The following is a 12,772-nucleotide window of genomic DNA, read 5'->3' as shown; positions in this document are numbered from 1 at the left end:
GCACGTAAGAGCCGTCGTCCGAGACTCTCATCATTTCCCGTGCATCATCCGCTTCTGCGGCTTGATACAAAGCTTACCCCAGGCCAACGGTGACTTTCTCCGGCCATTGAGGATGGCTCTGCCAAATCCGCAGCGCGGTCTCTCTTTTCGCAACCGGGACCTCCAAAATCTCCTTCCCCTCAGCGGTCGAGACAACGATTGCCCAATTCGGCGTCTCGAGCGTTCCCTCAAAGCTCGGCGAGTATCCTGGATCGACTTCGTGCGCAGGACCAACAGTGATCTCGGTCTCTCCATCCATTTGCGGATAGCACCCCACCACGATGCAAGAGGGTGTCGACCAGACCAAATCCTTCGACTCCCGCGGAATGTCGGGAATCTCGCAATCTTCTTCGCCAGATAGGAACATGATCGAATATGGAGGTGCGATCTTCACCCGCTGGATCATTTCTCGTTCCTGTTTTTGTTCCTCGACAGCGCCCCGACGTGGCCACCCTGACGTTGACTGCAAGACCGGCATTGAGGGTATATCCGCTGCGTTTCACCAGGCCGAATGAGCGCACTGGGCCTTTGATGATCTCCAACAAAGTTTCCGCTAGGCATGCCAGGATTTCTTGTACCACAAGAGTGGCAGCCATCTTCGCGTCCGTTGCGATTGTTCTCAACTTGCTCGGACCGGTTCAGTTTGACGTCCGGACCTCTCGCGGGAAATGACCGCTTGGCATAGGGCCCTGGCCCGACCTCGCGCACACGTAACTCGTAGAGATAGGCCGCCGCCTGGCGGACTTCTGCTCTCGTAGCATCAATCTCACCTTGTACTGTTTCGACGAAACTTGGAGTGGGTCGCCAATTTGGATCGAGACCGCGTATCTGCCTCTCCAACCTTCGGACGGACCATCGTCGACGTCGAGAAGCGTTCCCGGACCGCGTGGCAGCCGCCCACCGGTACCGCCACCCGTATCCGTCCACTGCCCGCCGTCGGGATGGCCGGCGGGCACGCGCGGCTGGTTCGGGTCATATTTATTGACCGCGTCGCGCAGCGCGCAGAGCTTCGTCTCCACCACATACGCATGCAGGAGCCAGCCCGCGCGATGAAGCGCGCGCGAGGCCGCGCGGCCCGCGTCGGGTACAAACATCCCAGACTCTCTGGATTAGTGTCGGACTAGCGTGCCCGCATCGCTTGGGCGCCGCGGCGGAGGCTGCGCGCCAGATGTGAGAGATCGCCGCGCTTTGGAGTCGCCCGCCGCTTCACCGTGCTCACCCGCGCCTCGGGCAGCATGGGGAAGGTCACCACCGAGATCTCCCACAGATCGATCTTGTCGAGACGGCGCACGCCGGATGCCGGGTCCGTACGCCCCTGCACCGTGCGGAAGCCGATGGAGAGTCCGTCGAGCGCGCCGGCCCGCATCAGGCTCAAGACTTCCCGTGCCCGGGTCACCTCCGGCATCAGCCGTCCGCGCGCATGCAAGCCGCGGCCGTCCTCGTTGAGCTCGAGCCACACGCCGATCGGCTCGTTGGGGTCGTGCTGGAACAGGAGCTTCACGCCGCGGGTGCCGCGCGCGGCGAGGCTATCGCGGAAGGCCCCCGGCATCACCAGGTCCTGACCGAGATCGACCGTGCCGAACAGGCTGGCATAGCCCGAGAACGTGCCGTTGGCCTCGACCGACTTGAGATCGACGGGCGCGAACTTGACCTCGCGCTCCGGCAAGGTTTCGCCAAAGCGTTGCAGCATGTTGATATCTTTCGAGGAACGAGGCTGACGAAGCCCCGGCGACGAGGCGGCTAGACGCCCTTCAGCGCCACGCCCGCCGTCATCAGCCCCCAGGCCAGCATGCCGACCCAGAAGGCGACCGCCAGGGTCGGGATCTCCGCGCCGACCACGCCGAGCACGCCGAGCAGATAGAGGACGAAGGCGACGATCGCGCAGAGCGTCGACAGATAGAAGATATTCTTGGTCGGTGGTGTCAGTCGCAGCGCCATGGGTGCCTCCCTCAAATAATGCCCGAGGAAAAAGCTACCATGGCGGACGCGCCCATGCACCGCTGCGCCATGCCGCTATAGAGAAAGTCGTCCCGCACCGGCTCCCAGTCGCGGTCGTCCGGTCTCTCCGGATCGGCGGGCGTGCCGCTGCTTCGATCGAGAGGATCGTCCTGGGTCATGGTATGATGCGGGCCTGGAAATGAAGTCTCTCGGCCGAAAGGGGCCTTTTCAGGCGGCCTTGCCCGCGTCTGGAGGCGGCATGCTGAGGACAATCGCCGTTTGGGGTTTCGGCCTGATCGCCGCCGCGATCTTCGGCGGCCTCGTCGGCGAATTTCTCGTGGAGCGCGGCGGCGCCTATGTCGGCATGATCGGCGGCGTGTTCGCCTTCGCCTGCGTGCGCATCTGCCTGATGGGGCGATAGCCCCACTCAAAGCCCCCTCAAAACCAATAACGCCGCCCCATCTCTGGGAGCGGCGTCTCACAACGCGGCGGGCGAAATGTCTTGGCGCTAAGCGCCGCCGCCCACCTGTCGCGTTGTAGCTGAAACCTAGCTCATCAGCGTCACGCTGTCAAGGGATTTATTCCTAATTATGCACCCTAAGCCGGGACAGCTTGACGTGACAAGCTGGAAGCCGATGCGTTATGAGCGACCGCATGAGACGTGCTGCCTTGCTATCGATGACGACATGCCAGCCACAATGCGACGTTTGTTACGGGAGACCAGCCAGTGGTAGGCTCAAGATGGAAAGCCGAACCGAAGGACTATCTGTTTGAGGAAGCGTTCCTGTTCAGCCGTGAGTTCGAGGGGCTAGCCTCCGAGCTGACTACGCAAGCATATGCTCCCATCGTGAGCACTTTTACAGAAAACCTTCGGCGGGTGGTGCTGTTCGGCGAAATGCCCCTACAGTTGATGTTCTTAGCTGGGTCTTTCGAGCGCGCAATCTGCGAATCGCGGTACGAGTGTGGCGTCGCCCCAAACGATCCCTCCAAAGACAAAGAAGATAGCTATCGTGACGCACTGGGGAAGCGCGTTGCCGGATACATTATCCGAGACTCTGAGTGGGCAAGTAAGACGGCCTTTGATTACGGAGCCCACAATCTAAAGTTTCTCCTTGGCCCGGGACATCCTGGCCGAGCTGCACTTGAGGCCATGCTGGCTGCCATGATTACGTCTGCGTACTCTGCGTTTGAGACGCTCGCGGCCGATTTGTGGGTAGCGATAGTAGATATACACTTCAAACTGGCAGCCAACGCTCTGGGCGATAAGCAGTTGCCTGCAAATGTGGTGGCCGGTTACGGCGGAGATATCTCCAAGGTGGGGGGCCGCGTTCTGCGCGATACCAAGAAAGTTACATTTGATAGCCTGAACGGGATTCAAGAAGCGTACAAGCGAGCGTTCAAAGGGGAAATCGATAAGGCGTTCCACCCCGAGCTAAGACACACTGAAAAGCTCAGGCATCTCATCGCGCATCGCGCTGGAGTCATTGATCAAAAATTCAAGGACGAGATGAGCGGGCATCCGGAATATAGCTGCCAACCTATCGGCTCTCGAATATTGCTCACCGGCCCCATTGTTCGCAATCGGATCAATGCATGCGTCCGATGCGGAGTCGATCTTGTCCATGCGACAGATACATGGGCAACTGCCCATTCGGAATAGAACAAGCCTCTGGGAAACTCTGTCGGGCAGGATGGATCGAATGCCCTACCCCGCGCACCAATCGCGGCGCTTCGGGCATGAGGTCGCCCCGCAGGCGTAAGCTTCGGCCAGGCCTTCGGCGATGAGGATGGCGCCCACGTCGCGGCCGTCCGCTCGCAAGGTGCCGCACAACCGCCCGTGATTGCAGGACTTCGTGCCTTCGGTGCCGGGCGGACAGGAACAAGCCACGCGGGCCAGCGCCACATCGCTCGCGCCCACCAGTCCCGAGCCGCGAGGTCGCCTGCGAGGCCAGCGCGCGCTCCTGTGCGCAACGGGCATGGCGTCCCTGCTCCGGCGTGTTGAAGCCCACGAGCCTGTAGGTCTCCCCGCCCCGTCTCACCGTGTCGCCGTCCACCACCTGAATGGCACTCGACCAGGCGCCGCGCGACGGCGCGTCCGGCGAGGACACGAGCACACCAGTGCGGCCGTCGAGCGCCGGGAACAGCCACACGAAGCTCGCCACGAACACGATCGCCACCAGGCTCACGAGCTGCCAGTCGAAGCGCCGCCGCTTCTCCGGCGGCGCGCCTGGGGTGCTTGGAGAGCGCCGGCGAGGCCGGCTGCCGAATTGAGGTTTGAGGATCCGCGCCATGGCGCGGAGTGTGGCGTGCGCGAAGCAAACAAATCGTTTGCGTTTGCCGGGTGCGCGTCACTCACCTCACGGCGGGCGTGCCGGCCGGTCTAGGCGAAGCTCCCCCCGGCGAGCAGGCTGTTGCTGACTTTCATCTTGTGGGCGAGCTCGCGGCCGATGAGCTGATAGATCAGCCCCGCGACCTCCGTCTCGTTCTTGAAGAATTGATTGAGCTTGCCGCGCTCGAAGGCGAGCGCCCGCACGGGGGTCCGGCACACCACCGTCGCCGATGCGGGCCGCTCGGTCAGAAAGGCCACCTCGCCGACGAAGTTCCCGGGTTCGAGCTGCGAGACATCGCGGCCGGCAATGCTGACCTGGACGCGGCCGGAGCAGATGAAGAAGAGCGTTCCGAGCACCTCGCCCTCTTCGGCCAAGGTCGTGCCCTCGGGAATGTCGCGCAGATCGCTGGCCACGACGAGCCGGGCGATCTGTGAATCGTCGAGGCCGACCAGCACCCTGCGCAGCAGATCGCGATCGGCCTCGGGCAGGCGCAAGGACAGGCGGTCCTTCATCAGGCTGTAGATCTGATAGAGGTTGATGGCGATGAAGACGAGGTCCCAGCCGATCCCGGCGCGTAAATCCCCGCCGGTGGAGAGGAAGTAGACGATCTCGAGCGCGAGCCCGACCACCGCCACCACCCGCAACCAGAACATATTGGTCATCCAATAGGACAGCGCGATCAGCGCGTAAGACACATGACCGGGCAAGTTGCTGAAACTGAAGATCGCCGCCAGATCGTCCATGTCCTCCCCCTCGCGTCATTTCGGAGATGTTAGTCCTCCGTACGAGGAGCGCGCCACCCCGCTGACAGCCTCAGCCTTCCGGCGTTTCCGTGCAGGTCGGGCCCCAGGTCCAGGCCTCGCCCTTATGCTGGCCCGGCTTGCAAGGCGGGGCGTCCTCCGGCGGCGGCGCTTCCACCGGCGCGCCGAGCGGATCGATGCACAGCACGGCGCCGGTCACCGGATTGATCTCCGCGCGCTTGCACACCGGCTGAGCCGGCGGCTTGGCGTCGGCCGCGGCGTCTTCGGCAGGGCCGCCCCGCACATCGTGAGGCCGAGCAGGATCGCGGCGAACATTCTCATCATGCGGAACTCTCTTTCTCTTCCCGGCCCGGAATCGGCAACAATATTAATCACGCGGGAGGCAGTATGGTCGATGGTCACCATCAAACAGCACAACAGTCTCTCGCTCGTCGATGTCCTGCGCAGTCTTGTCGGCATCGGTCCGTCGACGCGCATTCATCTCAACAAACCGAAAGTCGCCCCGCCCGGCGCGCGGCCGGCGCCGGTCACCCCGGCCAAGCGCGGCACCGGCAAAGAAATCTTCGGTCAACGTAAAAATTGCAGCTCCTACACTGGTCGCTGACAGGACTCCCGCGTCGCAGGCATTGCGCAGGCATAAAGACTCGCTTCGTCTGACGAAAGGGCGCAAGGTAGCTGAAGTGCGTGGGTGGCCCCCGGTGAGTATGGCCGTCGGATCGACGGCGTTCCCCGTGTCGTGGAGCCCACGCACACATTCCTCTTCATCATCTGCACCCGAAAGCCGAACGCGACAGTGACGCGCGCGTTGTCGCGTCACTCGGGCTTCGTCACTCGGGCTTCGGCGTGTCGCTCTCCGGCGCCGCTGCGGCGGCGTCCGCATCATCGGCGTCGGCTGCTTTCGGCCGGCAGGGAATGCCTTGCGCGAAACATTTGCTGTAGAGACCTTGCACCGCGCAGGCCACGTCCGCGTCCTTGGCGGTCTCCCAAGTCGCTTCCGGATAGACGGCCTTCGCCTTCTCGAGCCACGCGGCGCGCGCGGCTTCCTCCGAGGCGTCCCGCGAACTGGAGAAGCCGGGACCGCTCCCGCTCAACGGTTCGGTGGCGCATTCCAGATTTGGATTCTCGGCGGCGTCGGGCATCGCGTCCATGTCTTGACCAGCCATGTCTTGACCAGACATGTCTTCGGCGCGCAGCGATGACGCGAGCAGTGGCAGCGCGAGCGAAAGGACCGCGACGGTCAACGCAAGGCGGATGTCGGCAACGGTAAATCTGTTCAAGGTTCCCTCCCCAGGGAAATGGTGGCTGACGATGTTGGCCCGCTCGTTGCGCCAGTCTTACCACAAACGCCGCAGCGGAATAAACGCGAAGGGCCCGCGCGTGGCGGGCCCTTGCGGAGACCTCCTGGGACGAAGCGGCGACATCGTCCCTTTCCTATCGGGCGAAGCCCGGCGGGATTAGCCTGGTTCTTCGAGTAGAAGGTCTGGGCCTTCTTCAGATTCACCTTCGGGTTCTTCATGAAGTCTGCCTTGGCCTGCTCGCTGCCGAAGCAATAGGTCTTGCCTTCGACCTCGCCGTTGATCGCGCAATCGGTCTCGATCTTCTTGTGCATGGCGAGACCCTCGGCGCACATATTGTTGAACTCGCCGGTCTTGGCGAAGGCGGCCGTGGTGAGGCCGAACGCGAAGACACCGGCAAGCGCAGCCGTGATGAAAGATTTGGTCATGATCGTCTCCATTGGATTAGGGGGTTGCCCTTCATTCGGGCGACGAGAAACCCGGGCCCGAGGATCGCGGTTCCGTCCGTGGGGGTGCGGCGTTTTAGCAGTGCCGTTTAAGACCGCGGGCGGGCGCCGCCGACGCGCGCCACCGTCACGTCATCGTGAAACCGCAAATGGCAGCGTTCATCGCGCCGGGTCGCGGCCGTCCGCGCCTTGATGCGCTTTGCGTTTCCGGCGAAACTGCCGCCGGGCGGGCGGTGCGTCCCCGGCGGGATCGAGCAAGCGGCTCTTCATCTTTCGGTCCTAAACCTCGCATTGGCCGGGTGACGAATGCAAAGCACGGGGACGGAGTTGTTGAGGCGGGGCCGGGAGTTGTCGAGGATGTGGAGAGTTGGCGCGGCGCTGCTGGCGGCCGGGCTGCTTGGCGTGCCGCTTCAAGCGTGCAGCCGCTCGGAGCCGCCGCCGGAGGTGGACTTCACCGCCACGCGCGCGGTGGCCGAGACCCCCGATCCGAAGGCCAAGCTCGAGGCGGACCAGGTCGCCTGCACCGACGAGGCGCGGCGCAAGGGCATCTCCTCGGTGACGCGCATCCTTCTCCTGCGCGGTAAGATCTCCAAATCCGACTATGTCGCCTGCATGGAGCGCAAGGGCTACGTCGCCCCCGAATAGGACCGGGCGATCCCCCGTTGGTTAGCGCTTTGCTAACGGAGTTGCGCGAGGCTTTAGCCGCAACTTCCGGCGGTGCCGGCAGCTTGCGTGTTTTGGGGCTGCCGGACCCCGCGGAATCTCTATAAAACGCCGCAATCAGGGTGTACGGTTCGCCTCAGGCTCGCCCCTTTGGACGGCCGGATTTGGTGTGCCAATTTGGCCGGAAGCGCCGAGAGGTCGGGGTAAATTGCGGGACTTTCTACAAGGCAATCGCCGCGGCAAGCTGATCGATTGGCTGAAGATCGATTCCTGGATCGATTCAGGCCTTTACGGCGCTTGGATCGGATTTCGCGACTGGTGGAGCGCCTATTCCTCATTTTTCGGCCGCTTTGAAATCAAAGGCTTTTTGCGCGCCTGCAATGAGCTCGCCTGCGAGAGCCTGACCCTGAGCGTGGCCGGTTTGCTCGTCGTGCTGACCTTCGCCCTGCCCGCCTTCGAGATCGCCCAAGGCAAGATCAATCTTTCCGACGAGTACAGCGTCACGTTTCTCGACCGCTACGGCAACGAGATCGGCAAGCGCGGCCTTCTGCGCGACGACTCGGTACCGCTGGAAGAGATTCCCGATCATATGATCAAGGCGACGCTGGCCACCGAGGACCGGCGTTTCTTCGATCACTTCGGCATCGACGTCATGGGCACGTTCAGAGCCCTCGCCGAGAACGCCCGCGCCGACTCGGTCGTGCAAGGCGGTAGCTCGCTCACCCAACAGCTCGCCAAGAACATGTTCCTGACGCCCGAGAAGGCGCTCGCGAGAAAGATCAAAGAGGCGTTTATCGCCGTCTATCTCGAGAACCACTACACCAAGCCCGAAATCCTCAAGCTGTATTTCGATCGCGCCTATCTCGGCGGCGGCTCCTACGGCGTCGAGGCCGCGGCGCAATATTATTTCGGCAAGTCGATCCGCGAAGTGACGCTGCCTGAGTCGGCAATGCTCGCCGGCATGTTCAAGGCGCCGACCCGCTATGCCCCCCACGTCAACCTCGCCGCCTCACGCGCCCGTGCCAACGAGGTGCTGAGCAACATGGTCGAAGCCGGCTATTTGAGCGAGGGTCAAGTCTACGGCGCTCGGCTCAACCCGGCTAGAATCGTCGAGCGCGGTGAGAATAAGACGCCGGACTACTTCCTCGACTGGGCCTTCGAGGAAGTGCAGCGATTGATGCACGGCAAGCCAAACCACATCCTCGTCGCGCGCACCACTGTTGACCTCGGCCTGCAAAAGGCCGCCGAAAACGCGCTTGAAGACACCGTGAACAAGTTCGGCCGTTCGCGTAACTTCAACAACGGGGCTTTGGTCTCAATGGAGACCGACGGCGCCGTGCGCGCCATGGTCGGCGGTAAGGACTACGGCTCGAGCCAGTTCAATCGCGCGGCACACGCTTATCGGCAGCCGGGCTCCTCGTTCAAGCCTTATGTCTATCTCGCCGCACTTGAGCACGGCTACACCCCGGACTCTACGGTGAGCGATGGCTATGTCAGCTGCGGCCGTTGGTCCCCGAAGAACTACTCCGGCGGCTTCAGAGGGCGCATGTCGCTGCGGACGGCGCTGGCGAAGTCGATCAACACAGTCGCCGTAAAGCTGTCTCTGGAGGTCGATCGGGGTACCGTGCTCGCCAACATGGAAAAGATGGGCATCAAGCATCTCAAGAAGACCTGCTCGATGGCGCTCGGCGACAACGGCATGACCCCGCTTGAGCATGTGGGTGGCTATGCCGTCTTTGCCGCGGGCGGGCTTGAGGTTCGGCCCTACGCCATCGAGGAAATCCGCACCATTCCCGGTGACTTGCTTTACAACCACGATCGGGACGAGCCGCCGCGCAAGCAAATCTTCGACCCCAAGGCCGTCGCGCAACTCAACTCTATGCTGCAGACGGTCGTGAACGCAGGCACGGGACGCCGCGCACAGCTCGACTACACCAATGCCGTCGGCAAGACTGGAACGAGCTCAGCTTATCGTGACGCTTGGTTCATGGGCTTCACCGGCCAATACGTCACCGGCGTATGGTACGGCAATGACGACTTCACCCCCATGGCGCGGGTGACCGGCGGCAGCTTCCCGGCGGAGACCTGGAAGGCATTCATGACCGCGGCCCACGACACCGACAACATCCCGAACATCCCCGGTGTTGATCCCCATCCGCTGCAAGTGGCCGAGCAGGCTCGGATCGCCGCCGTCATGTCGCAGAACACGAACGCCGAGTTGCCGGTACCGCCCCCTGCGGAGAATGTTAAGGACATGTCCACGGCAACGCGCCAGGTGCTGCAAAAGCTCAGCGAGCTTCTCAAGGACGCTCCGCGGCTGAAGCCGAACGGTCAAGCCCTTCCGGGCCGTGCAGAGACGCCTGCCGCCGGCTCGCCCTCGTCGAGCTTGGCTTCAGCGGCAAACACGGATGGGACGCCGCCACCGGCACCCGCGCCCGCGGCGACCGAACCCGAGAACGCGGCGTCCGTCGAACAGAACGCCAACGCACCGGTTCCACAATAGGCGTTCGCCGGCCACCACCCTTTCGAAAGACGATGCCTGCTTGACCAGCGTTCTTCCAGACATGCCGCTTACAGGCACCTCGACGCGCAGCAGCCTGTGGCGCGAAGAGGGCAGCACGTCCATGCGTGCGCTCGGTTACTTCATCGGGACTTTTGCCGTGGCCTTGATCCTCGGCATCGGCTCGGCTTGGTACATGATCGAGCGGGGCTCGCCGCTGACGACACTGCGCGTCGGTCCGTGGCAAAGCTGGCTCAGTGAAGGCAATCCCAACGCCGATCCCTACACGCGCGCGCATCTGGCTCGCAGCGGCAGGCTCCCCCTCACCTCCACCGTCGCGCGCTATTTCGTTGCCAACACGGATAGCCGCGGCAGCACGCTGAGCTCGGGCTGCGAATATTTGATCGTCGGCGCGCCGCTCAACGCACGCTGGTGGTCGCTGGCCGTCTATGACGAATATGGCTCGCTCATCGCTAACCCGTCTAACCGCTACAGCTTCAACAGCGAGGAAACCATTCGTCGGGCCGACGGAGGCTTTCGCATCAATCTTTCACGCAATGCGCGGCCGGAAAACTGGCTGCCAGGTGGATCGGGCGCGGACCGGAACCTCACACTTGTCTTACGGGTCTACGGCGCCCGCGACACCGACATTAGTGGCATCGGGCAGATCCCCGCGGATCGGCTCCCAAAGATCGAGCGCGTACGATGCGGGTAAGCCTTCCGGGACTCTATATTGCGCTTTGCGTCGTGCTGGCGGGCCTGATCCACGTCGTGGCAGTGCTCACCCTGCCGATGCTTGCGCCGCGAGACGCCCAAGCGAGACTGGCCGCTCTGGGTCCGGCAAACACGATGATCCAACTGCCGGCGGCCGCTCCCGGCCGCCAGGTCATGCCGCTGATGGCACCCGACGTTCGCTATGCTGTGTGCCGCTACGATCTTTCGAAGGGCCCGGTGCGGCTTAGGGCAAAAATTGCCGATGGCCTCTGGCTGATCGCCTTCTACACACCGCTCGGTGAGAACTTCTATGCTGTCGTAGGCGCCGACATGAAGCAGCCCGAGGTCGACCTGATCATCGCCACCACGGATCAAACGGTCGCCGAGGTTGGCGTAGACGCGCCGGAGGCCTTCGACAATGTCGTCGTCGTGAATTCGCCAGTTGTCGAAGGAATTGCGCTGATCCGCGCGCCTCTCGCCGGACAGAGCCGTAGCGGCGAGGCCGAACGGGCGCTCAAGGCCACGTTCTGCGGTCCCCACAATAGTTCGAGCTAGACCTAGGCCCGCGACTTCTTCCGGGCGCGCGGGGCGCGCCGGCGGTTCGTCGTGCCCGTCTGCACCGGCGTATCGTTCGACGTCCGGCGCTCGATACGCACGCCTGGGAAGATAATGATCTCACCAAGCGAGCCTTCGACGGGCTTGCCAATTCGGGCCGTGGCCTCCTCGGTTCGGCGGAATTCCAAAATGGTCGCCATTGTCGGTCTCCACGGAGTGCCTCGCGCTGGCGGCGCGTTCACGAGGCGCCAATGCGCCCCGGATGAATTTAGACCCAGGTAAGGTTAACGAAGTCCTAAGCGGGTCACGCTCAATCCTCGACCGCTGCCTCATCGAGAAAGTGCCGTCCTTGCCTGTCTTCGATCTCGATGATCCACAAATCCTCGTCGAACTCCCGTTGCCGGGCGAGATAGATGCTGGCTTCGCCGGACGCGACCGGACCGGCACCGAGGCAACGAACCCAGCGCCGATCGGTGTCGCTTCCCTCGAGTCCCGCCGGTGCCGGACCGTAAAGGCAGACCGTGCCGTCGAGCCGGTCCACGCTGATGAAGATCGCGCCAGCCGCCGCATCGCCCCGACGCACGATCACGGCCGGAACGGTCGCGGCTTGGCACCGGCGCAGATAGGCCGCCACCCAGATCTCACTCTTTACGCGCATGGGCTGGAGCCTAGCGCGAATCTCAAGGATGCGTAGCGATCTTGGTGAAGTCGCGGCCACTCACCTGACGGAGCTCGCCCAGAAGTTCCGGCGTGATCTGACCAGTCTCGGCAATGTTGCGGTCGCGCTGGAAGGCAGCGATGGCACGTGAGGTATTGTCGCCCCATTCGCCGTCGATCGGCCCTGGGGCGTAGCCGAGATCGGCCAGGACCTGTTGCACACCCTGCACTGTCGCGGACTCTTTGGCCTGCGTCTCGATGCTGTCGGACGCGGCCAGCGAGCCCGTCGCGGCGGCGGTCTCGAGACTGTCTCCGAGGAGAATCTGGCGCAGCAGCTCGTCGCTGGGTACGCCCGTGACTGCAAGACCCTGAGCGCTCTGATAGGTCGAGATCGCGGCGCGCGTCTTGTCGTTCAGAGCGCCGTCCAATGGCCCGACATCATAGCCGCGGGCCGCAAGTTCGCGCTGCACAGCCCTGACGACGAGCTGTGATTCGCCCGTGGCGGGATCCAGAGGCGGTAAATCGGTGCTGACCGGTGCGACGCTTTCGGGTGCCGTCGCGGTCGCGGCTTGCGCGGCGGGAGCCTCTTGAGCGCGTGACGTGGTGCTCCGCGTCGCCGCCGGCAGCGGCGATTCGCCCGCGCCTTTATGCGCGGTCGTCGTCGACGCAGCACCCCGCGGCGCATGCTCTTGAAGATAGAGCGCGTTGTAGATGATCGTTCCCGTCAGCCCGAAGAAGGCCAGGAACACCAATCGCGCTGTGACTACGCCCATGGCTCACGATGACTGTTGACGACCCAGGAAAGAGAAGCACCCCGCCCCTCCGGGCGCATCTTGGCTGCCGAAACTAAAGAGATGCTAAACGCGCGCTGCCT

21 protein-coding genes are annotated in these 12,772 nt (G+C 63.3%); 8 read left to right on the top strand and 13 right to left on the bottom strand.

The annotated features are described in order from the left end of the window. Positions 1-73: 73 nt before the first annotated feature. The 5 genes from AUC69_RS05275 to AUC69_RS17345 form a co-directional block, all read right to left on the bottom strand. Positions 74-445 (bottom strand): hypothetical protein, encoded by a 372-nt coding sequence (locus tag AUC69_RS05275; protein ID WP_069441221.1) that lies wholly within the window; start codon positions 443-445, stop codon positions 74-76. Positions 446-677: 232 nt separating this feature from the next. After that, positions 678-1,133, bottom strand: a complete 456-nt coding sequence (locus AUC69_RS16075) for a hypothetical protein (RefSeq protein ID WP_083239113.1) — start codon at positions 1,131-1,133, stop codon at positions 678-680. Between the two features lie 26 nt (positions 1,134-1,159). Continuing rightward, positions 1,160-1,729, bottom strand: coding sequence for an HK97 family phage prohead protease (locus AUC69_RS05265; protein WP_069441219.1), 570 nt, complete (start codon positions 1,727-1,729; stop codon positions 1,160-1,162). Positions 1,730-1,779: 50 nt separating this feature from the next. Then, complete coding sequence (locus tag AUC69_RS05260) at positions 1,780-1,977, bottom strand: hypothetical protein (protein WP_069441218.1); 198 nt, start codon at positions 1,975-1,977, stop codon at positions 1,780-1,782. Between the two features lie 11 nt (positions 1,978-1,988). Then, a complete protein-coding gene (locus tag AUC69_RS17345; RefSeq protein WP_158008024.1) occupies positions 1,989-2,156 on the bottom strand; it encodes a hypothetical protein in 168 nt (55 codons plus the stop codon). An 80-nt stretch (positions 2,157-2,236) separates the two neighbouring features. On the opposite strand from AUC69_RS17345, the gene AUC69_RS17340 reads away from it, so the two are divergent. Further along, positions 2,237-2,398 carry a hypothetical protein gene (locus tag AUC69_RS17340; RefSeq protein ID WP_158008023.1) on the top strand — a complete coding sequence of 54 codons (162 nt, stop codon included), beginning with the start codon at positions 2,237-2,239 and terminating at the stop codon, positions 2,396-2,398. 306 nt (positions 2,399-2,704) lie between these two features. Next, positions 2,705-3,637, top strand: a complete 933-nt coding sequence (locus AUC69_RS05250) for a hypothetical protein (protein WP_069441216.1) — start codon at positions 2,705-2,707, stop codon at positions 3,635-3,637. A gap of 45 nt (positions 3,638-3,682) precedes the next feature. Here AUC69_RS05250 and AUC69_RS05245 read toward each other — a convergent pair whose 3' ends face one another. Next, on the bottom strand, positions 3,683-3,895 hold the full coding sequence (locus AUC69_RS05245) for a hypothetical protein (RefSeq protein WP_069441215.1): 213 nt from the start codon (positions 3,893-3,895) through the stop codon (positions 3,683-3,685). Positions 3,896-4,038: 143 nt separating this feature from the next. On the opposite strand from AUC69_RS05245, the gene AUC69_RS05240 reads away from it, so the two are divergent. Then, entirely contained in the window at positions 4,039-4,248 is a 210-nt protein-coding gene (locus AUC69_RS05240; protein ID WP_069441214.1) for a hypothetical protein, read from the top strand. Between the two features lie 109 nt (positions 4,249-4,357). On the opposite strand, the gene AUC69_RS05235 is transcribed toward AUC69_RS05240, so the two are convergent. Together AUC69_RS05235 and AUC69_RS05230 are read right to left on the bottom strand one after the other, a co-directional pair. Then, positions 4,358-5,050 (bottom strand): Crp/Fnr family transcriptional regulator, encoded by a 693-nt coding sequence (locus AUC69_RS05235; protein WP_069441213.1) that lies wholly within the window; start codon positions 5,048-5,050, stop codon positions 4,358-4,360. 70 nt (positions 5,051-5,120) lie between these two features. Beyond that, on the bottom strand, positions 5,121-5,351 hold the full coding sequence (locus tag AUC69_RS05230) for a hypothetical protein (RefSeq protein WP_069441212.1): 231 nt from the start codon (positions 5,349-5,351) through the stop codon (positions 5,121-5,123). A 111-nt stretch (positions 5,352-5,462) separates the two neighbouring features. On the opposite strand from AUC69_RS05230, the gene AUC69_RS05225 reads away from it, so the two are divergent. Further along, a complete protein-coding gene (locus AUC69_RS05225; RefSeq protein ID WP_069441211.1) occupies positions 5,463-5,672 on the top strand; it encodes a hypothetical protein in 210 nt (69 codons plus the stop codon). Between the two features lie 223 nt (positions 5,673-5,895). On the opposite strand, the gene AUC69_RS05220 is transcribed toward AUC69_RS05225, so the two are convergent. Further along, positions 5,896-6,345: a hypothetical protein gene (locus AUC69_RS05220; RefSeq protein ID WP_069441210.1), complete on the bottom strand. Its 450-nt coding sequence runs from the start codon at positions 6,343-6,345 to the stop codon at positions 5,896-5,898. Beyond that, positions 6,342-6,791: a peroxidase family protein gene (locus AUC69_RS05215; protein WP_141700599.1), complete on the bottom strand. Its 450-nt coding sequence runs from the start codon at positions 6,789-6,791 to the stop codon at positions 6,342-6,344. Before AUC69_RS05215 ends, AUC69_RS05220 begins: the two co-directional genes overlap by 4 nt. A gap of 375 nt (positions 6,792-7,166) precedes the next feature. Here AUC69_RS05215 and AUC69_RS05210 point away from each other — a divergent pair, with 375 nt between their 5' ends. From AUC69_RS05210 to AUC69_RS05195, 4 genes are all read left to right on the top strand, one after another. After that, the gene (locus AUC69_RS05210; RefSeq protein WP_069441208.1) at positions 7,167-7,454 is read left to right on the top strand and encodes a hypothetical protein; all 288 of its coding nucleotides are present in this window, start codon (positions 7,167-7,169) and stop codon (positions 7,452-7,454) included. 226 nt (positions 7,455-7,680) lie between these two features. Continuing rightward, positions 7,681-9,975: a transglycosylase domain-containing protein gene (locus AUC69_RS05205; protein WP_069441207.1), complete on the top strand. Its 2,295-nt coding sequence runs from the start codon at positions 7,681-7,683 to the stop codon at positions 9,973-9,975. Positions 9,976-10,015: 40 nt separating this feature from the next. Further along, positions 10,016-10,687 carry a DUF1214 domain-containing protein gene (locus tag AUC69_RS05200; RefSeq protein WP_158008022.1) on the top strand — a complete coding sequence of 224 codons (672 nt, stop codon included), beginning with the start codon at positions 10,016-10,018 and terminating at the stop codon, positions 10,685-10,687. Then, positions 10,678-11,241 (top strand): DUF1254 domain-containing protein, encoded by a 564-nt coding sequence (locus AUC69_RS05195; protein WP_069441205.1) that lies wholly within the window; start codon positions 10,678-10,680, stop codon positions 11,239-11,241. Before AUC69_RS05200 ends, AUC69_RS05195 begins: the two co-directional genes overlap by 10 nt. 2 nt (positions 11,242-11,243) lie before the next feature. On the opposite strand, the gene AUC69_RS05190 is transcribed toward AUC69_RS05195, so the two are convergent. The 3 genes from AUC69_RS05190 to AUC69_RS05180 form a co-directional block, all read right to left on the bottom strand. Then, positions 11,244-11,441, bottom strand: coding sequence for a hypothetical protein (locus tag AUC69_RS05190; RefSeq protein WP_069441204.1), 198 nt, complete (start codon positions 11,439-11,441; stop codon positions 11,244-11,246). 110 nt (positions 11,442-11,551) lie between these two features. Beyond that, entirely contained in the window at positions 11,552-11,899 is a 348-nt protein-coding gene (locus tag AUC69_RS05185) for a DUF1491 family protein (RefSeq protein WP_069441203.1), read from the bottom strand. A gap of 22 nt (positions 11,900-11,921) precedes the next feature. Further along, positions 11,922-12,671 (bottom strand): peptidoglycan-binding domain-containing protein, encoded by a 750-nt coding sequence (locus AUC69_RS05180; protein WP_083239111.1) that lies wholly within the window; start codon positions 12,669-12,671, stop codon positions 11,922-11,924. Positions 12,672-12,772: the final 101 nt, after the last annotated feature.

The organism is Methyloceanibacter superfactus, assembly GCF_001723305.1.
Taxonomy (GTDB): domain Bacteria; phylum Pseudomonadota; class Alphaproteobacteria; order Rhizobiales; family Methyloligellaceae; genus Methyloceanibacter; species Methyloceanibacter superfactus.
The sequence above is the reverse complement of the archived record's forward strand: the minus strand, read 5'-3'. Positions and strand labels throughout refer to the sequence as shown.